Origin of the sequence: Streptomyces sp. NPDC088194, from assembly GCF_040702025.1 — a bacterium.
Classification (GTDB): domain Bacteria; phylum Actinomycetota; class Actinomycetes; order Streptomycetales; family Streptomycetaceae; genus Actinacidiphila.
The window spans coordinates 107,475-131,972 of sequence record NZ_JBFBIV010000001.1 but is presented as its reverse complement, the minus strand read 5'-3'; the positions used below and the strand labels follow the sequence as shown (position 1 = coordinate 131,972).

The following is a 24,498-nucleotide window of genomic DNA, read 5'->3' as shown; positions in this document are numbered from 1 at the left end:
GCGTGCCATTGCTGTGCCACAACGGTGCCGACACTCACTCCTCCGTCCCCGGTTCAGTGGCGGCCTCGCTGTCGTCGTCCGCCGCGTAGACGTGGACGAAGCGTCCCTCGTTGAAGGGCTTGAACCAGTCGTTGATGCCCATGGGAGCGATTCCCATGTGGGCGAAAGCAGGGTCTTCGTCGATTCCGTCCGCGGCAGGCTGGTAAAGCCATTCGTGGTCCATGTCCTCGTAGACCTCATCGGCGAGGATTTCGAGGGCTCGGCGTACGTCGTCGTCGAGGAGTCCGTACAGGTCGGCTGTCACCTCGGCTTCGGTCAGGAGGAGGCGCATGAGCAACTCCTCGGCGACACAGGTCAACGGTCCGAAATTCGGCTGTGTAAGGCGGGCGGTCATGCAGACGGCCGTGGTGACCAGTCGGCGTACGAACAGCACGTCGTACTTGAGGACGTACCGCTCGGGCAGACCGTCGAGGACCATGAACACCTCGTCGCTCTCGGCGACGTTCGGCCCGTCGTTCTCCAGCCGGCCGAGATCGGCGAACAGCTCGTCCACGAGGAGGTGAATGCCGTAGACGAGGGTGCCGGCCGCGATCTCGGCTGCCTCCTGGGTAACGAGCGGCCCATAGCCCTCCTCGTCCTCGTCTTCCTTGTCCTCGGTGAATCCGAAGGAGTCGAGAGGGAAGGCATGCAGTTGAGTGCCCATGGCGCGCAGCTTGCTGCGCATCGCTTTCACTTCCGCCTCGTCGAGCTTCCCCGACTCCGGCCCGGTCAGTGCCTCGCGATGCCGACGCGCCCGCTCGGCAGGGTCGGAGGGCGGTGCGTCCGGCCCGTCCGCTGCGTCGAGGCCCTGCTGTGCAATACCTTCATGCAGCTCGACCTCGCACCGAGCGATGGTCCACTCCGCGAGCAGTTCGGTGCGCTCAAGGATGTCCGTCATCACTGCATGGACGGCTTCCTCAGCGATTTCCAGCGTGGACGCGTCCACGAACACCTTCACGATCGCACCACCGGGAAGGACCGCGATCACGCGGTCGAGGACGTCGACCTCCAGATCTTCCGGTCCTTCGATCGCGTCGAGCTGGTCCAGGTATTTGCCCAACAGGTTGATCACGCCCTCGCGCTGTAGCGCGTCCAGTTCGGGGGCGCCTTCGGGGACCTCCGCGTCCACCGTCACCACATACGTCATGCGGCCGATCGTGCCGGACTGCGAATCGGCACGGCCAGGTTCACGCCAACACGGCGACCTCGGCAGGAGAACCTGCTACGACCGCCGTGCGGCACGCACCCAATCACGCTTGCCGGGCATCCCCTCCGGACTGCTTGCCGCCAGCGCGTCGGTCACGGACATGAGCATCGATGCCCTCGGCCAGCCGTCGCTGATGCTCCAGCGTCGAGTGCTGGTAGATGAGTTGGGCCTTCTGTGAGGACTGGCCGGCGCGGACCATGAGGTCCTTGAATTTGGCGCCGGTGTCGGCTGCGAGGGTGTTGCCGGTGTGCCGCAGGTCGTAGAAGCGAAACTCGGCGGCAAGCCAGCGGCGGCACGAGCCCTGCGCCACCTACGACCGAACGTCGAGCGTCGGAACGGCGCACCGCGCTCGCCGACGAACAGCAACCCATCCGGCTCCTTCGCCGCGAACCACTCCAGGTGCCGCCGTACGTCCACGGCGAGGAACCCCGGCAGCACCACGACGCGCTTCCCGGCCCGCGACTTCGGGTCGCCCACCGCCCTTCGGCGCCGTGGTGAGTTCGGGTGCGGCGCGGCTGATCCGCAGTTCCACCGCGCCGTGCTCGAAGGCGACTTCGGGTCCATCCCCGCGGGTGCGGGGAGCAGACCGAGCAGCACCTGAACAGCGAGGCCCGGGTGGGTCCATCCCCGCGGGTGCGGGGAGCAGCACGGCAACGGGCCCGCGGACTACTTCGCGCAGGGTCCATCCACGCGGGTGCGGGGAGCAGTTCACTGGCCTTGCTCTTGGCGTAGCCGGCACGGGTCCATCCACGCGGGTGCGGGGAGCAGTTGACGTACTTGCCGTCGCCGATGCCCATGATGGGTCCATCCACGCGGGTGCGGGGAGCAGACGCAGCGTCCGCGCGACGTGCCGCAGAATATGGGTCCATCCACGCGGGTGCGGGGAGCAGACTTACTGACCTGCGGGTTTTCGGGAGGGTGGACCTGCCCTGAACCAACTGCAGAGAAAGCGACATTTGGGGCACCGAACGGGCGGGGGCGACCGGCAACTCCCTACCGCACAGAGTAGGTCGTGCGATGGCCCACCGCTCCCGGCCACCTCGCAAAGCGAGTAAACGCGTGGGTTCGACGCAGCGGCTCCACGACCGCAAGGGCGCGAGCGTCACACCGCACCACCGCTGCACCATTTCCAGCGGTATGCCGCGGGCACCCGCAGTCACACACCACCCCGCGGTCATGAAGCACCCGACGGTCACCGAGCTACCAGACCAGCACAGACGCCGGCAAGGCCCCAGTGATTCCCAAGCTCAGAGCGCGGGTTCAAATCCCGTCATCCGCTCCACAAAGAAGCCCCAACTCACCGAGTTGGGGCTTTGTCGTTGCCCAGACCAATTACGGGGCCGCGTGCCATTGGCGTGCCATAGCGGGCTGGTACCGCTTCCGACAACGCTCACAACGTCAGCTCCTCCCACGCAATCCCATCCGGTCGGGTCGCCGAATCGCGCGTGAAGGCCGCGAAAACGCTCACAGCCCGCTCACGCTCCTGGAGCACGCAGCGATAGTGCCGTCCGGACGAGTCATCCCGGAACTCGACCGCGTGGCCCCCCGCAGCGACTCCCGCATGAGCACCTATTCCGACCTGTACATATCGTCCTGCCGGGTCTTCAAGGATCACGAACCAGTTCTCCGCCGACAACCTGCGCACAGCCCGCGCGACGGTCTCCGGGTCCGGGTCGCTGACCGGCAGGCCGACACATGATTGCAGTTCCAACGCTCCTGCGGCCCGGAGAGAAGGGGGGACGTGCACAACGCCGGCCTGCGGGTCGAAGCAGACCAGCCCATGCTCCCCGGCCAGTTCGACAACCCGGGTGGCCACCTCTGCCGCCCGGCTCCATTGGACCGGCATCAGAACGAAGCCGTCACCGACATCCAGACCCGCCGACCACGGCGACGCCTCGTCCGTGATGCCATCGGCCTCCGGGAACTCGGCTACCAGTGCGGCGTGGAAACCCCGCACCGCCTCGACCGGCATGACGACCTCAGCCTCACCCGCGCACAGTCGCCGAAGCGTCTGCTCTGCCGCAGCACGGGATGGGCGGAGTTCCTCGCTCCACACTGCGAGGTCAAAGCTCACCATGCCCTCCTGTCAACGCATCGACTTCAAGGAAGCGGTGATCCTATGCGGCCATGCTGACAGTCGGCCTTGGCTTCCCCGCCTGGCCGTTCACGTTCAGATGATGTGCGGCGAGAAGCAGTACCAGCAGCCTCGCCCCTGAATCGACCTGTGCCCTCCGAAAGCGCGCCAACGCGGCGGGCGAGCCCGTGTGGTTCTCCGGCTCCACCCCTCGCCCCCGAGTTGTCCTGCCTCCAGATCCTCGACCGCCTCACCACCACCTCACCCATCACCGCCATCAGCCCTGGCATCCGCCGAATCGACCCGTGGACCCAGGCGATCACCGCCGCGGAACGTATCCCCCACCAGCTGGACGGCACCGACGACGCCACCTCCCAAGCCCACATCGCTGCCTTCGCCGAAGCCCTCGACGCCTTGCCCCTCCAGGTCCCCGCCAGCCTGCGACCCCAATTCCGCGAAGCCGCCCTCGTTTTCGAACGTGCCAGCCGCTCCCGCATCCAGACCGACCACCACCACGCCCGCGCCCTGCGAGGAGCCATCCGCGCCATCGCCCGCCAGCCCGCCACCAGCGACGGCACCGGCCTCGCGATGTCCTTGGACGCCGCGATCCTCGCCGTGATCACCATCCAGCGCTGGCACTCCGCCCGCTACCACGACCGCCGACGCCAGCAGTGCCGCGGCCGCCGGCGCCGCCCACCGAAGCGTCGCCGCCGCTACACCACTGGCTGCCCTCACCCACCGCGCCCCTGCACAGCCGGCTGCGGATCGCCACGCCCAGCGCATCAGACCATCCCCACCCACGCCGAACAGATCCTGTCCGACCCTGCCTGGCCACCACCCTCACCGACGCCGAAACCGCCGGCCACGACCCCAGCCGGCTCCTTCAACTGGCCGCCGACCAACGCGCCCTCACCGACGGCCGCTCACCCGCCCAAGTCCTCACCTGGCGCCTCCACCGCCTGGCCCAACGCTCCGCACCGAGCCCGCTGGCCCGAGCCGCGATGTCCCGCAGCACCGCTGGCACCCTCCGGACTCGGCCTGCACCCACCGAGCAACCGGCGGCACACCCGCCCAATCGGGACCCCGCCAGCGTGAGCGACGTCAACCACGGACGTCGGCCGCGTTGAACCCACGCTTGCGTTCCAGGACCGCGACCGGGCAATGCAGAGCGTCGGCGATCTTCATCAGATTGGCGGGCGTGGCATTACACCAACCCGTGCAGCCCACGCTCCACGTCCTGAGTCCATCCCCGCGGGTGCGGGGAGCAGAGACCCTCGCCCGGTTCGTCGTAGCGTGGCGGGTCCATCCCCGCGGGTGCGGGGAGCAGGGCGTCGAACTGGTCAGCCGGGCCGCCGGCTTGGGTCCATCCCCGCGGGCGCGGGGAGCAGCATGGCGTCTTGAAGTTGGGTCAGCCAGGCGGGGGTCCATCCCCGCGGGTGCGGGGAGCAGGTCGAGGCCGATGGTGGGTTGATCGCAGCCGCGGGTCCATCCCCGCGGGCGCGGGGAGCAGCAGGTCGTAGACATGCGCGTGCTGATGGACATGGGTCCATCCCCGCGGGTGCGGGGAGCAGGGCGACCCGGTGACCGACCAACGGTTCACCGCGGGTCCATCCCCGCGGGCGCGGGGAGCGGTACGCCCCGTTCGACGTCAGCGACCACCACCTGGGTCCATCCCCGCGGGCGCGGGGAGCGGCCGTTCTGATCAAGATCAACTCCGTGTCATAGGGGTCCATCCCCGCGGGCGCGGGGAGCGGTAGGCCCGGGATGTACGTGGTCTCCCAGACGCGGGTCCATCCCCGCGGGCGCGGGGAGCGGATCAGCCGTGGTTTCCCCTGATCTGCTGTGTAGGGTCCATCCCCGCGGGCGCGGGGAGCGGTGGAGTAGACGGGCGTTGATCACGTTGAGCAAGGGTCCATCCCCGCGGGCGCGGGGAGCGGGGACGGGACCGAGCACGTCAGTCCCCACCCGAGGGTCCATCCCCGCGGGCGCGGGGAGCGGGCAATCCTGGGCAGGGACTTGGCAACGTCCTCGGGTCCATCCCCGCGGGCGCGGGGAGCGGCTCGACCGCGACGTGGTGACGGCGATCTGCAAGGGTCCATCCCCGCGGGCGCGGGGAGCGGCGCATCGTGTTGGGCACACCCGCCACGTCCGCGGGTCCATCCCCGCGGGCGCGGGGAGCGGTCTCTGTGAGCTGCGGTTTTATCAAGGGGCGGCGCTTGTTTCAGCAAGGATGAGAGAAAAGGACGTACGGGAGAAAAGGGACCAAGCGGACCCAGTTGTCCACGTGACAGGCTACGCGGACGCCCTGCGGCATTCCTGGTGCCCCATCGGGACTCCGCGCTGGATGTGACTCCCGGCTGCTGCTCACGCCCGCCGCTGCGCTGCGATCGAGACGATATCCCGCACGCAGGGGCGGCAGTTCGGGGCGTACTGATCGTCAGGTTGGTGGGGGAAGTTCCAGTCGCATGGTTCTTGCAGCAGTTGGACAATCTCGTTGGGTTGCGACCCCTCGGGCGGAAGGGGCGCCCCTGTCGGAGGGGCGGCGCGCAGATTCCGGGTCCGCAGTACCCCGGTCGGTACGGCACGCGGAGCGCCGGCCGATGGCCGTCCCCGCAGGCCGCGGACTACGGCGCCCGGTTCCCGAAGCGGCGGCGCTTGGACGCCTTGCTCCAGCCGACGGCCGGGGAGGAGTGCTCCGGGGCACGGCGGCCCGAGGGGCGATCGGCCGGACGGAAGATGAGAGTCAGGCCCTCGTGGTCGACCGGGTGCCATTTGTGGTCGTGGGTCTTGAAGGAGTATCTCTGCTCGGAGTTGTCCGCGTAGGCGAGCAGCGCACGGCCGTTGCCGGCGTACTGGCGGACCTCGTCCCACAGCGCGTCGCGTATGCGGGCGGAGGGGTTGCCCAGGAAGACGCCCGGGGAGATCTCCAGGAGCCAGCGGGTGAGGAAGCCTCTCAGCCCGAGGGGGCAGTGTGTGAGGACAACGACCGTCACCAGATCACACCGTCCCGCGCCAAGGCGTCCTGCGTGCTGCTGTCCTGAGCCGAGATGGCGTCCTCATCCGAGGTGGCGTCCTGACCACCTTCGGCGTCACCGTAGTTGCGGCCGGCCGCCACCTCGGCGCCGCGGTCGGACAGCAGGGGCACATGATCACCGTCGCCGCGCGTGCCGACGCCTGCCGGGGCGAGCAGGGTCTGGATGTCGCGCACGCACCGGTCGAGCAGCCCGGTGCTGTTGATCCGGTCGCGCAACGCCCGCCGAGTACGAGGGCCGATGTCCTCGGGGCCCTCCGCGGCGACCTCGAAGGCGAGCGGGATGCCAATGTCGGTCTTGTAGAAGTCGGCCACGTCGAGGACGAAGGACAGCTCGTGGCCCGAGTGCACGAAACCGAGCCCCGGGCTACACCCCAACGCGGCCACCACGGTCTGGGCAATGCCGTACATGCACTGAGCGGCAGCGGTGACCGCCTGGTTGGGTGCGTCACCGCTGCCGAAGTCGCCTGGGGTAAAGCGTCGTCCGCGCCACGGGACCCCCGTACGAGCCGACTCCCGCGCGTAGCAGCGCTTGACGCGGTCGCCCTCCCGGCCCAGCAGTTGGCGCCGCGTGCAGCCGGCCGGGTCCTCGTCGGGAAAGCGCAGCCGGTACATGGCCCGCGCGACATCCAGCCGGGTGCGCTGGTTCGCCCAGGCCACCGCCTGGGCTTCGACCAGCGCGGAAGAACGGGTCAATGCCCGGCCGCCGGCGTAGAACCGTACGCCGTTCTCGCCGGCCCAGACCACTACGGCGCCGCTCTCGCCCAGCACCGCCATGGCCTGGTTCGTCCCTTCCGTGGCGGCCCTTCATCGCACCAGGATCAGCCCGCAACTGTAGGCGCGGGCGTGGCCGATACCGCGCGTGAGGGCTGCGACGAACACCTCGGAATCCGTGATGGTGAGAGTTCCCTTGATTTCGGCGCGGGCGATGCGCAGGCCCTTGTGCGCGGTGGTGCTGGAGATTTTCGGGAGGACACGGAGGCCCAGGCGCTCGGTGTCGACGTCGGCGCCGATGCGGGTCACTCCGTCGGGGGCAACGGCCGGCTCGCCGAGGGGTTGGAGGCGGCGGGTGAACCAGGTCTTGATGTGGTCAGGGCGGTTGTGGGCGACACGGGTGCCGCGGACCTTCGCAGACGGCGAACTGTCGGGCTGGGGCCGGCTGTGGACGGGGTTGACGACCGTGCGGAAGGCGAGTTCTTCGCCGACGCGGAAGGTGCGGTCGATGGTGAGTGTGTGCGGTTTCTCGGCAAGTGCGGCTCGGGGAATGGGGCTCCAGTCACCGGGAACGCCGGACTGCACGACCAGGGAGAGCTGTGCTTTCCGGAGGTCGACAGTCCACGTCGACAGGACACCCATCTGGGAGCGGGCGTCGCTGCTGCCCTCTTCGACCCAGCCCCGGAAGCCGCTCATGACGGTCCGATGCATGTCCTGGGCGTCGAGCAGGGATTTGGTGACGAAGGGGTGCCGCGCGTCCAGGGTGAGCAAGGTGTGCGTGGTGACGAACCTCGCTCCGGGACCGACGCCGGGGGTTGTGGTGGTCACGGGATGATGTCCCATTCGCTGGCGTGCGGGGCGATGGTGATGCGGTGACGGGTCTCCCATCGGAGGCCGTGCTCGGGGCCGTCCGCGTCGAACCGTACCGGCTGGTCCTGGACGGGTCCGACGCCGGGGAGCGGCTGTGGGCTCTCGATCCAGGCCCAGGTGCGGGTGCCTGCCGACGGAGTGGACGGCGCGCCGGCGGCGGGGAGAAGGGACCTCGTCTCGAACACGTCCTTCAAGACTCCCGATACGACGCCAAGAGCCAACTGCCCAGTCGGCGGGCAGGATTTGCGGCCGAGCCAGAGCAGGCGCTTGGGGTGCTCCAGAGCGTGGGCAACTCCTTCAAGGAGCGTGCGGTCGGCGTGCTGGAGTCCGACGAGGAAGGTGGCGTCGGCGAGATACCAGCGTTCGGTGACCATGGGATGGCGGCGAACCTCCGCCGACACCAGGGTTCCCGAAACCGGATCGGCCGCAATCCTCTTGGGAGCCCCGTACCAGCTCTCCAACGCCTGACGCCCGAAGGGCTCAACCGTCGAATGGCCGGAGTCGGAACGTATGTCCTCCACCGCGCCCATGGCAGCTTCCATCGCTGCCGCCCGGCGGTGGTCGGTGGCGAGGTCGCGCGGCCGGACCGGATACTTTCCGCCGCCCACGGTGTGGAAATCGCGCAGCGGAACTCCGGGATGGTCCGCGCGGACGCCGAACAGCGTCGCCGCAAGCTCGCCCAGTGGCGTGTCACGATCGAGGCCGAGCGCCGCCGCACACAGGCCGATCACACCTGACTTGGTGGGACGGGGGTGGGTGTCGCGACGCGCGAACCGGCTGGCCACCCCCCAGGACTGCACGGGCCCGGCCAGCCGGATGAGCAGGACGTGCGTCTCGGTCATGGCGTGAGGTCCTCGATCTTCTCCACCACCTCAGCGGACAGGGACAGTTGCGGCTCCCTCAGGACCTCGTCGACCTGAGGGTCGTAGGTGAGGACTCGTGCCGTACGGAGATCCTCCCGGCGCTTGCTGACGAAGGCGTGGTGGCGCAGGAGCCTGCGGACGGCCGCCGGACCCGCCGGACCTTCACCACCGGCGTTCACGGGTGCCTCGTCGACGGGGAGTTGGAAGGCGGCCGCGTAGTTGTAGGGGCGTTCGCCTTCGAAGGCCAGGACCAGGGCGGGCAGTGAGCCCGTGGAAGCGGTGGAGTTCTTCTTGGCCTCAGGGAATGCTTCCACGAAGGCGTTGACGAATTCCTTCTCCGCGTCCGCGGCGGCTTCCTCCGCCTCGCTCTCCGGCATTCCGGCCGCTCGCAGGTTGGTGCGGAGTTGGATGCGGTCGAGGACCGCGTGCCGGTAAAAGGTTCCGGAGATGAGGGACTGGTATCCAGTCATGCCTGCGCCGGCATCGTCCGCGGCGTCAAGGAAGTTGAGGGCGTTCCGCTTGCGGTCGAGCTTCGCGTCGTCGGCCGCCGCGTAGAAGTCGTCGATCTGCTCCGCCTCGTGAACGGTGAAGGCGTGGCTGCTCTGTACAGCCCCGTCGACGTTCGGCGAGTCGGCGATCTCGGCGAGGAAACGTCCGTAGAGAGCGATGTCGACCGCGTCGCGCGGGGCGATCGCGAGGAGGACGGCGTCGCGGGTGGCTTTGGGCAGCGGCGGGAGCGTCGTAGCGGCGGCTTCCGTCGGGCCCTGCTCCTCCGGCGGCAGTGCGTCTTCCTTCGGCTTGGCTCCGCGTCGGGACTTCTTCGCCGCCTCCGCCTGGGCTTGGGCCTGAAGGTAAGTCTCTCGCCATTCCCTGAGGTCGTCGGCGTGTTCGGCGATGTGAGCGGCAATTCTCACGCCCGTGTCCTCGGGCGCGAAGATCAGGACCTTCGTCAGGTTGGCCACGGTCTTCTTCTTCGGGTCGCCGAACTTCAGACCGCTGGCCTCGATGATCGCCCGCGCAGTGACGAGCGCTTCGTCCTTGGCCCAGCCGTGCTCGGACTCCAGTGCCTGACCGGCGAGGAGCGCCCACTCCCGCGTCCTGATACCCATGCTCCGGTGGGCGAGAGCGCCGAGACCGGCGTTGGCGCGGATGCGTGCGTGGACCCGCTCGGCGCGCCTGCGCGCTTGGCTGGTGATCATGTGCCGCTCAGCCCCGCCGTACACGAGGCTTTTGGGTTGTCCGTTTTCATCCCTTACCGGCAGTACCGCGACGAGTGTCTCCAGCAGGTGCAGGGAAAGGAACTGGCTTCGTCGGGCCTCGGTCACGTGGTCGCGTCCTTTCGGGTCGTCTGTTTGGTCTGTGCTGCCCGACTCCGCGTGACCGGAGTGTGAAACTCGACCGACCACTGGTAGGCGATACGTGCCTTCCGGTCGTTCCAGCGGATCAGGTCCTCGGTGAGCTGGGCCCAGGAAGGCGGCGCCTGATCACACGACCGGAGACGTGTGATCGCGTGCTGAAGGTGACGCCAGGGGATGCGGCGGCTGGCGACCACCCGGTCCAGCAGGCGCTGTGCCCCCGGGTTGTCCGGACCGCGACCCGTACCGTCTCCGATCCGGCGTGCCGCGGCGCCCAGACTGCCGTAGCCGTACGAGGGCACCGGGCGACCTTGGTGGTAGATCGCGAAGAGGAAGGCCACCTTCTCGAAGATCTCGCGGTGCTTGTCGCCGCCGTACCAGCCGGCTCGGATGTGGGCGTTGGTCGGTTCCTTCGCGCGACGCAGATCCGCGAGAGTGCCGTACTCGCGGTTGCGGACGAGCGTGGTGAGCCATGCGGTCAAGGCCGCGCTGTCGTGCGGGAAGACGCCAGGGGCGAGGGGATCGTCGACGCTGCTGTCTTCAGTCATGTGCGGTCTCCCCTCGTAGTTCGGCGGGCGCCTTGTCGCTGTTCATGTCGTCCTCGAAGCGCTGCTGGGCTCGGGCCCGCGCGCGGTTTCCCCGGTCGTTGGGCGGCAGGGAGTCGAGACGGTGGGCCAGGTGGGCACGCGCCGCCTTCATCAAGGTGCAGGCGTAGTCGACCAGAGGGGCCGAGACCGGATCGTCGTCGTCCACCGCTCCCGCGTCGATCACCTCGTCGAGCAGGCTGTAGAAGGGCACGGAGGCAGCAGGCCAGAACTCCCACCGGCCGTCGAAGCGGGCCAACTGCGCGCTGCCGTCCGCTGCGCGCATGGCCGGATACGCCGTTTCCGAGGCGATCACGGCCGCGCGTCTGAGGCTGTCGGCGATGTACTCGGCAATCTTGGAACCGCGGTACGAGGCGCGGTGCAGGTGCCTGGTCAGGGCAGGAGCGAACGGATAGGTGCCCTGCGTCCAGGCAACAGGCAGAGTCTTGTTGGCGAGGAGTCCTACCGCCCACATCTGGTAAGGAGCGCCGGGGCCTTTCCGCTCGTGGGGCAAGGCTCGCAGACGGGCGTACATACCTGTCGGGGCTTCCATCACCGCGCCGTACAACGCGTGCGCGTCTCGCCACTGCGCTCTGGTGGGGGATGGCCACAGCGGCTTGCGACCGGCAGCCGTGTCCACGTAAGCGGCGTCCTGGAGATCGCGCTCCGGGTCGAGTTCGAGAACCTCACCGGCACCGATGAGCACACGGTCGACGACGGTCTGACCGTGCGCTCCGCGAGCAGGGTGCAGAAGCACTGACCGGCCGAGAGCGCTGTGTAGGTCGGCGGAATTCTCCGGTGTCCTGGGCTTCGCCTTCACCGCGAAAGTCCGGCGTTCGATGGAGCCGCTGGTCCACGACGTGTTGAAGGACTCGCCCGTGCCCTCAGACGGGTAGAGGTTGAGCCGCAGTGTCTCGCCCAGGGTCCGGCCCAGGGCGACGACGCGAACCCGCCCCAACAGCCGCCCGGCCGCCAGGTTCGTGACAGTGGCCCCGAGATTCTTGCCGGATATGCGTGCGCGACCGTACGGGGCGTACACGTGCTGCGTCAGCATGGCGCGGAACGCGTCGGCGGCGGGCAGGGTGTCACCTCGTTCGAGGTGGTGATGGTCGAAGTGCTGGTTGTAGTCGCCGACGTGCTCGATCACCAACTGGGCTGGCCCGGTGCCGCTTTCAGGCATCTCCGGTGCGAGATTACGGTTCTGGCCGAGCGGGGCGTCGGGACTGAACAGGTCCCACTCCTGGTCCGGCTGGATGGTCAGCCAGTCGGACGCACCGCTGAGACTGTGCTCGGCGACGTTCCACGCCCGCCACTCCTCGTCGGACGAGGGGCAGGTCTTCGACGCGAAGCAGATGGCCATCAGGTACTCGATGACGGCGACGGTCTCGCCCGGAGTCGTGCAGTTGATGGTGCTGAGCGCGTCGGCCTCCGCGAGGAGGGCACACAGCGAGTGATGAGCCACGGCACCGTCGAGCGTGACCGTCGGGATGCACGGCTGGTATCTGGGGTCCCAGCGGGGCCGTTCCTCGACGGGGTACTGGTTGCGTAACTCGGGCAAGACCTGACTACCGCCCTCTGGATCATGATCGGCGGACAACACGCGTGGTTACCCGCTGGAGCGACATGAACGCTAGCAGTTGATAACCGGAGTTGTGGGGTGATTCCGGATCGAGCGTGAGGTCGTGCGGTTGGCGTCGGCTGGCAGCAAGGCGGGGGCGGGAAGAAGCCGAACAGGACAGCGTGCCTGGCCAGAGCTGGCCTCATCCAGACCGGCGCTTTCGGACGAGAATGGTGAGGGTCGAGCGCGCGTCGCGGCGGCGCTCGGGAGTGCGGGCCAGCACCGAGGCGAGGGCGACTACGGCCAGGATTCCTCCGTAGAGAAGGCTGGCGATGGCCGTCAGGGCGGTGGCGTCATGGAAAAGTCCGGGGAGCGCGGACACTGCGGAAGTCCTTCCGTCGGAGACCGCGGGGGGCCTCTCGGTCGATGGACGCAGCTTCCGACGGCGAGGCCCTGTGCCACGAGCGGCTCCTTGACGTCCATTCGTCATAAGCGCAGGCCAAACCCATATATGCGAATTTTTGTACGATTCTCTCTTTGAAGGCGGGGGTGACCGATGGTGTCGGACAAGGACGGGGAAACGCCGCGCGGGCAACTTGGCGCGATGGTCGCAGAGATCTTTGAGGCGTCGAAGCTGAGCCTTCGTGCCGCTTGCGCGGCCGTCCCCGGAAGCGTCCTGAACATCACCACTCTCCGACGCTGGCGTGACGGCACCTCCGCCCCGTCCGCAAGCCTTGAGCCGGTCTTCGTCGAGCTGATCAAGGTCTTACGGGAGGCCGCCGAAGCGCATGGGCACCGTTGTCCCTACGACGACGCCGATTGGGCGAAGGCACTGCGGGCGGCGCAGCGGCAGAGTGCCGAGGGGCGGGGGCTCAGTCCGGAGCAGCAGCACAAGGGCAGGAGACGAGGGCACGGCTATGAATCGCCCGCCCCGGAGCCGAAGACGAGATTTGTTCAAACGCATCTGTCCGAGCTGCGAGTTGTGGACGGCCTGGCGGGACGGGAGGACGAACGCGCCACGATGCACGCCTTCATTCGGGCCTCCGGTCCATCCGCGCCGTCGTACCTGTGCTGGCACTCGGAACGCCCGGTCGGCAAGACGGCATTGCTCGCGGACTACGTGAAGAGACCAGAGCGCAGCGTCAACGTCGTGAGCTTCTTCGTCTCCGAGGCCCACGGCACGAACACCCGCGCCGATTTCACCGCCGTGATGGGACACCAGATTCACGCCTTCCTTGACCACCAACGTGAAGACTTCCAGGGGGAGTTGCCTCATGACGCCCGAGGCTGGGCACGTCTCCTGGACAAGGCCGCCGCCAAGAGCGCCACGCAGGGACGGAAACTGCTTCTCATCGTCGACGGCCTCGACGAGGACGCAGCCTGGGCCAACTTCACCTGGGGCGAGGGCAGTCCGGCGCCGGAACGCGAGGGGACATCTGGAGCTGTCACCGGCGGAAGCATCGCCGCTCTGCTGCCCGTGCACCCGGGCCCTGATCTGCGGATCCTCGTCTCGACACGATGGAGTACGCCACCTTCCGGTGACATGCCGGCTGAACACCCCCTGCTTCGACGCGAGTGCTATCGCACGCTCGGCTCCTCACCCCACGCCACCGCAATCGAACGGGTCTCTCGGGCCGAGGCCGACCGGCTACGAGCCCACCCCCTGGGCAGCACCGTCATGGAACTGCTCGCGGTGGCGGGCGGGGGCCTGCGCGCGGTGGACCTGGCCGAGTTGGCTGGCGTTCCGGTCAGCCAGGTCGAGCGCCTCATCCACGGTGTGGACGGGCGCTGTGTTGTGCTGGACGACGCGGTGACGGAAACGTACGCGCTCAGCCACGCCGACATCCTGCGATCAGTCCGCCGCGACCTCGGCACGACCGGCGTCGCACGCCGTACGGCACGGCTCCACGCCTGGGCCGAGCTCTGGCGCTCCGCTGACTGGCCGGAAACGACGCCCCCTTACCTTCTCGAGCGCTACTTGCACCTGCTGAATGATCCCGACTTCCGGCGCGAGTATGTACTCGCCCCCTGCCGACAGATGCGGTTGGCGACGACGGCGGGACACGGCGTCGTCCTCGCACAGTTGGACGTGCTTGGCGCGGAGCAGCCGAACGCCGACGAGCGTCACGTTGCCGCCGAACATGTCGCAACAGCTGTACGCCTTGCCGCCTCGCGCGCCTACCTGACGGGCCTTGCCGGTGACGTACCGCTCGACGCGATGCTGTTGTACGCGGAGCTCGGCGATGTCAACCGCGCTCGTGCCCTGGCACGTACGATGCCGGGCCCGGTGGTCGAAGCGGCAGCACTTGCCCGGATCGCGGTGGTGATGTGCGAACGGAGGCTGCGAAAGGGATCGGCCGCGCTCGCGGAGGAAGCGGCGACATCACTGAGCCGCGCCGGCCGGTCGTTCCCCCCTCAGGCTCAGGACGCGGACGCCTATGCGGACATCGCCGGGGCAGCGCACGAACTGCGCGCACGCGGCGAGACGCTTAGCGCGTTCATGCTGCTTCGAGCCGTCGTCCTCAGCGGCGCGGCCGACATCGAGACCCTCGTCGAGGCGCTGACCGTATTGCCGACGACCGGTGACCAGGAGTGGGTGGCGGCCGTCGAGGCGCGGGCGGACGACCTGGGCGCGGGCGACGCTCGGGCGAAGGCCGCCGCCGTGGACGTCTGGGCGACGATCGCCCGCCGGATGCCGTCTCGCGGCAAGTTCGCCCGAGAGCGCATCATCACGATCTGCGACGAGCTGGACCCGAGCGACGGCCTGGCCTCCGTGGACGTCCTCGCTGTCGCCGTTTCCGCACTGAAAGGAAGCAAGGCGGCTGCGCGCCGGTTGGTGAAGGAAGCAGTGGCCCGGCTGTCCGCAGCCCTGGCGGACCCAGGTTCCCTCTCCCCCGCCGACCAGGCCCATCTCCGACGCGAGGTGTCCACAACGCTGGAGCGGCTCAGTCAGGCGGCGAACGATGTGGCACCCTTCCTGGAGACTCCCGCCAAGCTCAAAGATCTGGTGTCAACTCATCGTGACATGCTGCGTTCAGGCCTGCTCGGTGACGATCTCGCGGAACGCGGCGAAGCCAACCTCGTGGCGGGCGAGGAGCGCAGGAGCACGGAACGTACCGCAAGGCGCCTTGAGCTTCTCGGCCTGAAGCCGCTCCCCGAGAAGGAGCACGATGGAACTCCGGCCGATCGGCATGAGCATGGAACCCAACCGCCACAACACATCGAGCTGCTGCGACAGGCTCAACGACTACTGCACGACGGCAACCTTCTGCTCGGCCGCGAGCGCCTGGAAGATGCGCTCCGGCAAGTGCCCGCACGCACAGCACCAACCGTAAGCGGAAGTCATGGGATGTACGCACTGGTTCAAGGGCTCGGGGTTGTCGGAGAGTTCGCCATGGCGAATCGGCTGATCACAGCTTCTCAGCAACCAGCCCGCAAGTGCCGCCATCTGGCCGCTCTCTCGATCGGCTGCGGACAGGGCGGCCACAAGGCCGAGGCGCGCCTCTACGCACGGGCCGCAGCACAGCTCGCAGGCGGCCTGCACGATCCCGTCCTGCGGGGCCTCACCGCCCAAGCTCTGGCACATGCCGGCGAGGCTGACATCGCCGAAGAGGTGGCGACGCGAACGGACCCGGAGGACAACATGCCGGCCGCCGCCCGCCGCGCGCAGATCCGCCAGTCACGGACGGCGGTCGCCGCCGGCCTCGCTCAACAACATCCCCACGCAGCCGCCCGACTCATCGACCCTGTGATAGACGCAGTAGAGCTGCGACTCGGGAACGGCAGCCCGTTCTCGCCCCTCCCCCAATTGGCCGGACTTCTCCTCGCTTTCCCAGACATCCGTCGGCCCGGACCGCGGATTCGCAAACTGCTGTGCCAGGCAGGTTCCTTCGTGCATGAGCCCCGGCAGCAATGGCACCCACCGTCCGTCGTCCTTCTCGCACTTCTGGAGCGGCTCCACTGTGTGTCCGACACGGCCGGCGTGGCCGATGCTGTGAATGGGTGGGTATCCACGCTCCCGCCCGATCAGATCCCCTACGCCGAACTCGCTGTTCTCAAGGTAGTGGAAGGTGATCTTGAGGAAGCCGCACGGATCACTGAGACGGCGACGACATCGGAGATGCGCTCGTCCACCCAGGCCGCGGTCGCCGCTCATCTGGCGGGCACCGACATCGCTCTGGCAACCGACCCCGCATCGGAGGACGCCTCAATACGCCTCCACCTGACACTTGTCCATGCCGTACGCGACCGCGACACATACGACAAAGCAGCTGCTCGTTCACTCATCCTGAAGCTGATCGCCACCGACAACTGGGCACTGGCCATCCCGCTCCTTCCCCAACTCGCGCCCGAAGCTCTTGCACCGCTTGCCGAGTTGGCACTGGTACATGGCCCAAACGAGGTGGACGCACCCTGAGCGGGGAGGTAGCGTCCATCCCCCGCTGGTGCGGGGGCCGCTCGATCATGATGCTGGCTCGCGACGCAGCGTGGGTCCATCCCCGCGGGTGCGGGGAGCAGTCTTACTGACCTGCGGGTTTTCGGGAGGGCGGACCTGCCCTGAACCAACTGCCGAGAAAGCGACATTTGGGGCACCGAACGGGCGGGGGCGACCGGCAACTCCCCAGCGCACAGAGTACGGTCGTGCGAAGGCCCACCGCTCCCGGCCACCTCGCAAAGCGAGTAAACGCGTAGGTTCGACGCAGCGGCTCCACGACCGCGAGGGCGCGAGCGTCACACCGCACCACCGCCACACCATTTCCAGCGGTATGCCGCGGGCACCCGCAGTCACACACCACCCCGCGGTCATGAAGCACCCGACGGTCAGCGAGCTACCAGACAAGCGCATAGGCTGAGAGAGCCCCGTAGCGCGGGTTCGATTCCCGTCATCCGCTCCGTAAAGAAAGAGCCCCGGGTCAATGACCTGGGGCTTTGTTGTTGCGTAGACCATTTCGCGAGCCGCGTGCCATGGGCGTGTCGCAAGGCGAGGAAAACGGCTGCGGAGAAGCGCTGTTGGGGGGCTTTTCCACGCCGCCCGGTGTCTTTGGGCGGATCGACCTCGTCGCTACTGGTCTCCGCGACGTGCGGCGGATTGCCGGCCGCCAACCGTTCCAAGAGGAAATCGGAGCCGTCATCCGCCATAGTTTCGTGAAGATTCCGGCGGCACGAAGACGGGACGGGCCCGCGGCCCGCGGCACACGCAAACGACCGGAACATCCGCGCCCGGACCGAAACCGGGCCGTACGCGAGGGTGGATGCCCCGGCGGGCGGCGTGGGCCGCGGGCCGGGGCATCCACGGGCACGGTGGCCGCTGTCACGGTCAGACGTACGCGACGGGCCGGGACTGCTCGGCCGAGACGGCCGAGCCGTCCCGCTTCGCACGGCCGAGCAGCAACTGCCCGCGGACCACGATGGTGCCCAGCCGGACCACGACCTCACCGAACGCCATCAGGATGAGGGCCACCACCCACGCCTGACCGCTGGTGATGTCGTGCGCCGCCGAGAAGTGGGCGACGTGGACCGCGCCGGAAGGGTGCGAGGACCACACGGCGAACCCGAGCCGGAACCCCATGCTGACCACCCACAAGGCGGCCGCACCCACCGATGCACGAATCCGCACGTGACCGTCGGCCAGCCGGACACGGGTGAGCAGACCGCCGAGAAGACCGAAGACGACACCCACGCCGGCGAACACACCCGCCAGCAGGAGGTCGTTCCCCGCCGTGGGGATGTGGTGCAGGTAGGTGGACGCCGCCCAGCCGATGATGCCCAGCGGCAACAGCACGGTCCGCACCGTCAGCCGCTCCTCCCGCATCTGCCGGAAGACGATCAGAACCAGAACGATGTCGATGACCCAGTCAGTGGTTGTCATGGCACCGAGCATCCGCTCCGACGGCCCCCGCGCCCTCAACCCACGGGTGGAACCCCGGGTGGACATCGCCTCTCCACCCCCTGCCACCCCTCGACACGGACAGCGGCCACAACCGGCCGATCCGGGCGGCATACGGCAGCCTCCGCGGGCTCCGACCCGGGTGCATCCGCGGACACACCTTCACGCGCGCACCGCGCCGGAATGGGCCGCGATCAATGGTCGAGGACGTGGTTTTCCACAACCTCCACCATTCACGACCAATATCTCCACCGACCCTCGGCGGCCTATCACGAAAGATGGTGAATTTTTCGGCGGACCTGTTCCCGAAAGGCCGCACACCCCGATCTGGCAAAACTAATTATGCAACTTTGTTGAAGGGTTGACCGGCCCACTCGCCGCCCGTACAAGTTGGTCTTGACCAATCTGCTCGACGGTCAGGACCGGACCACTCCGCAAGAGCGCCTCTCACTCCTGGAGGATTCCATGCGAGTCGGAAGACAGCTTCTACGCATTGCACTCATCACCGGCTCGGCACTCGGGCTGACTGTCGGCGGCACGGCCTTCGCGGTGGCCGCGGCGCCCTTGGCCCAGGCGCCCACCGCGCAGGCACCCGCCGCACAGGCACCCGCCGCGCAGGCAGCCACCACCTGCGCCGCGGCGTGGAGTTCCGGCACCGCCTACACCGCCGGCCAGCAGGTGAGCGAGAACGGGGCCAATTACACCGCCAATTACTGGACCCAGGGCAACGACCCGGCGACCAGCAACGGCGGAAGCGGCAGCGGACAACCGTGGACGTCCAACGGCGCGTGTACCGGCGGATCGTCAGGAGGAGGCGGGGGAGGTACCGGCCCCGGGACCGGATCGGGTTCGGTCAGCGGGCTGCTCTTCAGCCCGTACAAGGACGTCACCATCAACATGAACTGGAACACCTACCAGATGCAGTCGGCCGTGACCGGGTCCGACCTGCCGGTGGTGGGCTCCGGCAGCCTGGTGTCGCAGTACCTTCCGAAGCTGCCCGCGCTCACGGTCGCGTTCGCCACCGGCGCGTGCGGCAGCGAGAACTGGGGCGGTGTCTCGGGCGCCGACTGGGCCGCCGAGAACGTGCCGCAACTCCAGTCCGCCAACCTGGACTACGTCCTGTCCACCGGCGGTGCGGGCGGAACCTTCACGTGCGGCTCGACGGCGGGCATGGAGTCGTTCATCGCCCGCTACGCCGGCCCGAACCTGGTCGGCGTCGACTTCGACATCGAAAGCGGCCAGAGCGCGTCGGACATCCAGAACCTGGTCGCCGCGGCGGCCGGAGCGCAGGCGCAGTACCCGAACCTCCAGTTCTCGTTCACCCTCGCCACGCTGGGCGCGTCCGACGGCAGCTACAGCGGCGTGAACTCGCTCGGCGACGAGGTCGTCAAGGCGGTGCTCGGCTCCAGCCTGCAGAAGTACGTCATCAACCTGATGACCATGGACTACGGCAACGCGTCCAGCAGCGTGTGTGTCGTCTCCTCCGGCAGCTGCGAGATGGCGCAGTCGGCGATCCAGGCGGTGCAGAACCTCGAGCACACCTACGGGGTCCCGGCGAGCAAGATCGCCGTCACCCCGATGATCGGCATGAACGACGCCACCAGCGAGATCTTCACCCCCGCGGACGCGGACACGCTGTCGTCGTACGTGGTCAGCAACGGCCTGGCCGGGCTGCACTACTGGTCACTGGACCGGGACACGCCCTGTTCGGACACGTACGCGTCTCCCACCTGCAACTCCGTCTCCAGCACGACACCGCTCGAGTACACCGACAAGTTCCTGAGCGACCTCGGGGACTGACGAAGGACCCCGGACGGGCCGCGCACGGACCACCGTGCGCGGCCCGCCTGCTTCCGGGGCGCGGGCGACCCCCCGTGAGTCCCCGGCACGGAGCGGGGACCTGTTGGGGCTCGTGCGCACGGTCGGACGGCACTGTGCCCCGCTGCCGGTGGCAGCGGGGCACAGGTTCCGGTGGTGCTCCGGGGCCGGATGTCCCCCCTCCGGGCGTCCTGCCCCGGAGCGTCCGGTCAGGCCGTCTGTACGGGGGCGGCCTGACCGGAGGTCACTTCAGGGCGGCGAGTGCGGTGTCCACTCCGGCCAGGGGGGAGCCGAGGCCGGTGACGGTGTCGTACCCGGGGCCCGCGGTGCACTCAGTGCCGCACAGGCCGTTGGAGCCCGAGGTGACGTCGTTGAGCTCGGGGCCCAGGGCGTACACGTCGGTGTGGGCGGTGTCACCGTGCGGGCCGGCGGCGGCCAGCGGTGCCTTGCCGGCCTGGGCCCGGAGCTGGTCGGCCGCGCTGATCAGGGCGGCCCACGACGGGGCGGACAGGCTGGTACCCCCGACCTCCATCCACACGGGGCTCTTTCCGGCGGAGGTGTAGACGGCCACGCCGGTGTTGGGGTCGGCGACGAAGCTGACGTCCGGGGTGGCACGGAACTTCGAGCTCTGCACGCCCTTCTGGTAGGCGGGGCGCTTCTCGAAGTAGCTCAGGCCGCCACCGGTCGAGGACCAGGCGGTCTCGCCCAACGTGGTTCCGGAGGCGTCCAGTCGGAGGCTGGTGCCGCCGATGGCGAGCGCGTTCGGGTTGGTGCTGGAGTAGCCGGCCGGGTAGCCGGCGTCACCGGTGGACTGCACGCAGACCGAGTCGGCGAGCGCGCAGTGGCCGTCGTAGAAGGACTCCTCGGAGAACTCCGGCATGCCCCAGCTGTTGCTGACGGCGGCCGGGTGCAGCGAGGCGGCCTTGTCCACGCCCTGGTAGAGGCCGGCGGCGGAGGCGTCGGCCGCCTCGACCAGCACGATCTTGGCATGCGGGGCGACGGAGTGCGCCCACTCGATGTCGAGGGCCTCCTCCTCGTTCCAGTTGGCGTCGACGGGAGGCTTGGTGCCGTCGGCGTAGACCTGCTGGAAGTCGAAGCAGTCCGTGCCGGCCGGGACGCTGTCGCAGGTCTGCGGCAGGCCGAAGTGGTCGGCGAAGTGGTTCAGGTCGTCCTTCGCGGTCGGGTAGTCGTAGGCGTCGACGATGGCGACGGTCTGGCCGGTGCCGTCCCCGGTCAGGCCCAGGCGGGCCTGGATCTGCTGCGGAGTGTAGCCGCGGGTGGGCTGGTCGGTGTCGTCGGCGGTGGCCGCGACGGTCGACTTGATCTTCACCTGCGGGGCGATGGTGCCCGTGGTCGGCAGGGTCGCGCCGGTGAACGGCGCGAGGGTCGAGGCGCCGGTGCTCCGCTCGCCCTTCTGCTTCGCGGCCAGGTCCTTCGCGGCCTGGCCCGCGGGGGCCTGGTCGCTTCGCGGCTGGACGGAACGGGTGGCGGCGGTCGCCGGCTGCGGGGTGTCGGTGACCTGCTGGACCGTCACGCCGTGCGGGTAGTTGTCCACCGCGACCATGTTGGCGCCGTAGCCGCCGGTGTTCTCGTTGAGGTCGAAGGCGGCGTCGTCGTACGGCAGGCCGACGATGTCGGTGGCCTTGCCGCCGGTCAGGTCCACCGCGACGGCGGTGCCGGCGTAGAGCGAGAAGGCCTCACTGGTGCTGGTGAGGTATTCGTCGGTCCTCGAGAACGGCTGGTCGTACTGCTCCAGTCCGCCGACGGCGCCGACGAAGGTCTCCTTGCCGCCGGTGGTGGTGGCGAAGACGCCCTGCTGGTTGTTGGGGAGCGTGCCGATGTTGAACGGGTCGCCGCCGTCCGCGGGGTAGACGGTCATCTGGAAGGCGTGCAACTCGATCAGGCCGTACTTCTGCGAGGCGGCGAAGCCCTGGAAGGTGTTGGCGCCTACGGTGTCGTGCTCGGCGAGCACCTTGCCCGTGGCTCCGTCCACGAACTGCGTGCGGTGCTCGCCGGTCGAGGGCTGGTCGCCGCCGAAGGCGAAGGCGACTCCGTCGCTGCCGGCGCCGGGGATCGCCGTACTGGCGAAGGCGCCGGCCTGCTGCTCGATCCAGGCGGCGGAGGCGACGTCGGCGTTGCTGGGCTGCTCGCTCCACATCTGCGTACCGGTGGTGGCGTTCAGGGCGACGCCGGTCGGGGCGGGGTCGGTGGCGCCGGTGGTCAGGTTGGTTCGGGCGCCGCCGTATTCCAGGAACAGCCGGCCCTGGCCGTCGGTGACGGGCGTGGAGTAGAAGACCTGCTTGCTGCCGACGCCGGCCGGGCGGTAGTCCCATATCCGGGAACCGTCCGCGGTGTAGGCGGCCACGTCGCTCGCACCGGTGGCGACGATCTCGCCCTTGGTGACGGCCAGGCCGTACTGGAAGGCGCCGGTGGTGACGTCGGCACCGACCTTGCCGGTGGCCGGGTCGAGCACGGCGAAGCCGTGGGAGGTGGCGGCGAGCACGCGCGGCGCGGTCCTGCCGTGCTTGTCGACGACGTTCGCCACCTGGATCTGGTGGACGGCCGCGCTGACGGCGGAGTGCCACAGGACGGTCGGGGCGGTGTTCTTCAACGAGCGGCCGTCCAGGGCGAAGACGCCGTGGCTCTGGCCGCCGACTATCAGGTCCTTCACCCCGTCGCCGTTGACGTCGACGGACGCGGCCGAGTAGTTCTCGCTGAACAGCGGCAGGTCGGTGGCCTTGCCGTTGCTCTTCTTCAGCGTCCAGGCGTTGAGGTCCAGGCCGACGCTGAGCAGGCCGCCCTGGTAGGGGGTGACCTGGTCGCCGGTCACGTCGCCGTCGCGGCGCCATGCCAGGGAGCCGTTGCGCGCGTCCAGGGCGAGCAGTTGGGTGTTGTAGACGCCCTCCGGCTCGGTGGCGCTGTCGGCAACGTTGTCGGCGACCGCGGCGTAGACCTGGCCGTGGCCGGACGGGTCGTACGTCAGTGACAGCGTGGGCGCGTTGGGGTTGCCGACGGTGCTGCTGGTCTGGTGGGTCCAGACGGTGTCGCCGTTGCCGTCCCAGCCGGAGATCGTGCTCTGCCCGTCGGACAGGTCGGCGTTGATGCCGAGTTCCGCCACCGCGTAGCGCGCCTGCTTGCCGTGCGCCTGGCCGTTGACGACGAAGTCCTCGGGGATGGTGTTCTTGCGCGAGGCCAGTACGGTGCGCGCGCCGGTCTGCGCGTCGACCGCCGTCAGGTCCCAACGCACCGCGTCATAGGGGTCGTTCTGCTCGGCGACCAGCACCCGGTCAGAACCCGGGTCCTGCTGGAGGATACGGGGGTAGCCCGGCGTCTTGGTGTCGACCAGGGCCTTGCCGGCGGCGGTGCTCACGACCAGGACGTGGCCGGCGGCCGGCCGGGGGTTGCCGAGGCCGAAGGGCGTGTCCGTCCAACCGACCGTGATCCGGCCGTCGTTGAGCGGTTCGACGTCCGTCCATTCGGCCCAGGGCACGCCGGTGCTGTACGTCCATGCCTTCTTGGCGGTGACGTCGCCGCTCTTCTTCGCCGTGAAGGAGTAGGCGAGCAGCGAGCTGCGGCTGTCGCCCTGGGTGGCCACCGGGTCGTCGCCCCAGTCGGGGCCCGTGGTGTCGGCGACGACCAGCTTGCCGTCCTGTACCAGGAGCGAGCCGACGTAGCCCGGCAGGAGCTGGTGCCACAGCATCCGGCCGGTCCGGCCGTCGAGCACGTTGACGAACGTGCCGGACGGCAGGTCGGAGCCGGGCGAGGTGAACGGCCGTGACGGGTACTGGCCCACGGAGTAGGCGACCGCGATGTCCGCCACGCCGTCACCGTTGAAGTCCGCCTGGGCGAAGGGGTGCCGGCCGGAGGACCCCGGCGAGTAGGGGTCGTAGCCCTCGGACATCACCGCGTTGAACGCCTGGGGTTGGTAGGCGTTGACCGGCTTCACCTGCCAGTCGTCGTACAGCGAGCTGGTGCTCTTCTGCCAGGCGGGGTCGCCCTGGGCGTCGTACCGGGTGATGGAGCCGCCGGAGGACAGCGCGACCCAGTCCTGGGTGCCCTGGAGCGCCAGCGTGGAGACGGAGCCGCGCGCGCTCTCCCACGTCGTGGACTGGTCGATGCCCGTCGTGGAGGGCGCGGCCGAGGTCGAGGGTGCTGACGTGGAGGGCGTCGACGTGGAGGGTGCTGACGTCGAGGGGGCGGCGGTCGTCCCGGTGGACGACGCGTCACCCGAAGCCGCCGCGGCGACGAACCCGGAGGTGCCGTCGGCGCGCTGGATGTACTTCGCGCTGAGCTTCGCCAGCTGCTTGGCGTTCAAACGCACGGGCTTGGGTGCGACCGGGGCGGCGTGTGCCGCCGGTGCGGACAGCAGCGCTGTGGCTACCGCCAGGACAGCGGCTGTCGCGCCGCCGCGTAGGGCTTGGCCTGCGGGTCTCATCGAGATCCGTCACTCCTTTGTCACCGCGAGAGGGGGTGGCTGTACCTTTCCAGCCATCAGCCG

General features: G+C 68.9%; 14 protein-coding genes, 2 pseudogenes and 2 CRISPR repeat arrays. Of the genes and pseudogenes, 2 read left to right on the top strand and 14 right to left on the bottom strand.

Annotated elements, in window-relative coordinates; all coding sequences use genetic code 11:
- Nucleotides 1-34: 34 nt before the first annotated feature.
- From AB0399_RS00515 to AB0399_RS00460, 12 genes and pseudogenes are all read right to left on the bottom strand, one after another.
- Nucleotides 35-1,186, bottom strand: a complete 1,152-nt coding sequence (locus AB0399_RS00515) for a hypothetical protein (protein WP_366409765.1) — start codon at nucleotides 1,184-1,186, stop codon at nucleotides 35-37.
- 103 nt (nucleotides 1,187-1,289) lie between these two features.
- Nucleotides 1,290-1,772 (bottom strand): annotated as a pseudogene (locus AB0399_RS00510) (tyrosine-type recombinase/integrase); the annotation flags it as partial.
- A gap of 30 nt (nucleotides 1,773-1,802) precedes the next feature.
- Nucleotides 1,803-2,136: a CRISPR direct-repeat array (repeat unit 29 nt; unit sequence GGGTCCATCCACGCGGGTGCGGGGAGCAG).
- A 500-nt stretch (nucleotides 2,137-2,636) separates the two neighbouring features.
- Nucleotides 2,637-3,323: a hypothetical protein gene (locus tag AB0399_RS00505; protein WP_366409764.1), complete on the bottom strand. Its 687-nt coding sequence runs from the start codon at nucleotides 3,321-3,323 to the stop codon at nucleotides 2,637-2,639.
- A gap of 258 nt (nucleotides 3,324-3,581) precedes the next feature.
- A complete protein-coding gene (locus AB0399_RS00500) occupies nucleotides 3,582-3,959 on the bottom strand; it encodes a hypothetical protein (RefSeq protein ID WP_366409763.1) in 378 nt (125 codons plus the stop codon).
- 600 nt (nucleotides 3,960-4,559) lie between these two features.
- A CRISPR array of direct repeats spans nucleotides 4,560-5,501; the repeat unit is 27 nt; unit sequence GGGTCCATCCCCGCGGGCGCGGGGAGC.
- Between the two features lie 443 nt (nucleotides 5,502-5,944).
- Complete coding sequence (gene cas2e / locus AB0399_RS00495) at nucleotides 5,945-6,313, bottom strand: type I-E CRISPR-associated endoribonuclease Cas2e (protein WP_329366442.1); 369 nt, start codon at nucleotides 6,311-6,313, stop codon at nucleotides 5,945-5,947.
- Nucleotides 6,310-7,140, bottom strand: a pseudogene (cas1e, locus tag AB0399_RS00490) (type I-E CRISPR-associated endonuclease Cas1e); the annotation flags it as partial. The pseudogene cas1e and the gene cas2e, both read right to left, overlap by 4 nt.
- 18 nt (nucleotides 7,141-7,158) lie before the next feature.
- The gene (gene cas6e / locus AB0399_RS00485) at nucleotides 7,159-7,836 is read right to left on the bottom strand and encodes a type I-E CRISPR-associated protein Cas6/Cse3/CasE (protein WP_329366443.1); all 678 of its coding nucleotides are present in this window, start codon (nucleotides 7,834-7,836) and stop codon (nucleotides 7,159-7,161) included.
- 53 nt (nucleotides 7,837-7,889) lie between these two features.
- Nucleotides 7,890-8,777: a type I-E CRISPR-associated protein Cas5/CasD gene (gene cas5e / locus AB0399_RS00480; RefSeq protein WP_366409762.1), complete on the bottom strand. Its 888-nt coding sequence runs from the start codon at nucleotides 8,775-8,777 to the stop codon at nucleotides 7,890-7,892.
- On the bottom strand, nucleotides 8,774-10,123 hold the full coding sequence (locus AB0399_RS00475; protein ID WP_329366447.1) for a type I-E CRISPR-associated protein Cas7/Cse4/CasC: 1,350 nt from the start codon (nucleotides 10,121-10,123) through the stop codon (nucleotides 8,774-8,776). Before AB0399_RS00475 ends, cas5e begins: the two co-directional genes overlap by 4 nt.
- A complete protein-coding gene (casB, locus tag AB0399_RS00470) occupies nucleotides 10,120-10,701 on the bottom strand; it encodes a type I-E CRISPR-associated protein Cse2/CasB (protein WP_329366449.1) in 582 nt (193 codons plus the stop codon). The genes AB0399_RS00475 and casB overlap by 4 nt, the downstream gene beginning before the upstream one ends.
- Complete coding sequence (locus tag AB0399_RS00465; protein WP_366409761.1) at nucleotides 10,694-12,295, bottom strand: type I-E CRISPR-associated protein Cse1/CasA; 1,602 nt, start codon at nucleotides 12,293-12,295, stop codon at nucleotides 10,694-10,696. Before AB0399_RS00465 ends, casB begins: the two co-directional genes overlap by 8 nt.
- A 202-nt stretch (nucleotides 12,296-12,497) precedes the next feature.
- Nucleotides 12,498-12,677 (bottom strand): hypothetical protein, encoded by a 180-nt coding sequence (locus AB0399_RS00460; RefSeq protein WP_366409760.1) that lies wholly within the window; start codon nucleotides 12,675-12,677, stop codon nucleotides 12,498-12,500.
- Nucleotides 12,678-12,851: 174 nt separating this feature from the next.
- Between AB0399_RS00460 and AB0399_RS00455 the strand changes: the two genes are divergently transcribed.
- Nucleotides 12,852-16,712: a hypothetical protein gene (locus AB0399_RS00455; RefSeq protein WP_366409759.1), complete on the top strand. Its 3,861-nt coding sequence runs from the start codon at nucleotides 12,852-12,854 to the stop codon at nucleotides 16,710-16,712.
- 900 nt (nucleotides 16,713-17,612) lie between these two features.
- On the opposite strand, the gene AB0399_RS00450 is transcribed toward AB0399_RS00455, so the two are convergent.
- Nucleotides 17,613-18,164: a hypothetical protein gene (locus tag AB0399_RS00450; protein WP_329366456.1), complete on the bottom strand. Its 552-nt coding sequence runs from the start codon at nucleotides 18,162-18,164 to the stop codon at nucleotides 17,613-17,615.
- Nucleotides 18,165-18,647: 483 nt separating this feature from the next.
- Here AB0399_RS00450 and AB0399_RS00445 point away from each other — a divergent pair, with 483 nt between their 5' ends.
- Nucleotides 18,648-19,982: a carbohydrate-binding protein gene (locus AB0399_RS00445; protein WP_366409758.1), complete on the top strand. Its 1,335-nt coding sequence runs from the start codon at nucleotides 18,648-18,650 to the stop codon at nucleotides 19,980-19,982.
- Between the two features lie 262 nt (nucleotides 19,983-20,244).
- Here the strand turns inward: AB0399_RS00445 and AB0399_RS00440 are convergent, their stop codons facing one another.
- Complete coding sequence (locus tag AB0399_RS00440) at nucleotides 20,245-24,315, bottom strand: S53 family peptidase (RefSeq protein WP_366409757.1); 4,071 nt, start codon at nucleotides 24,313-24,315, stop codon at nucleotides 20,245-20,247.
- Nucleotides 24,316-24,498: the final 183 nt, after the last annotated feature.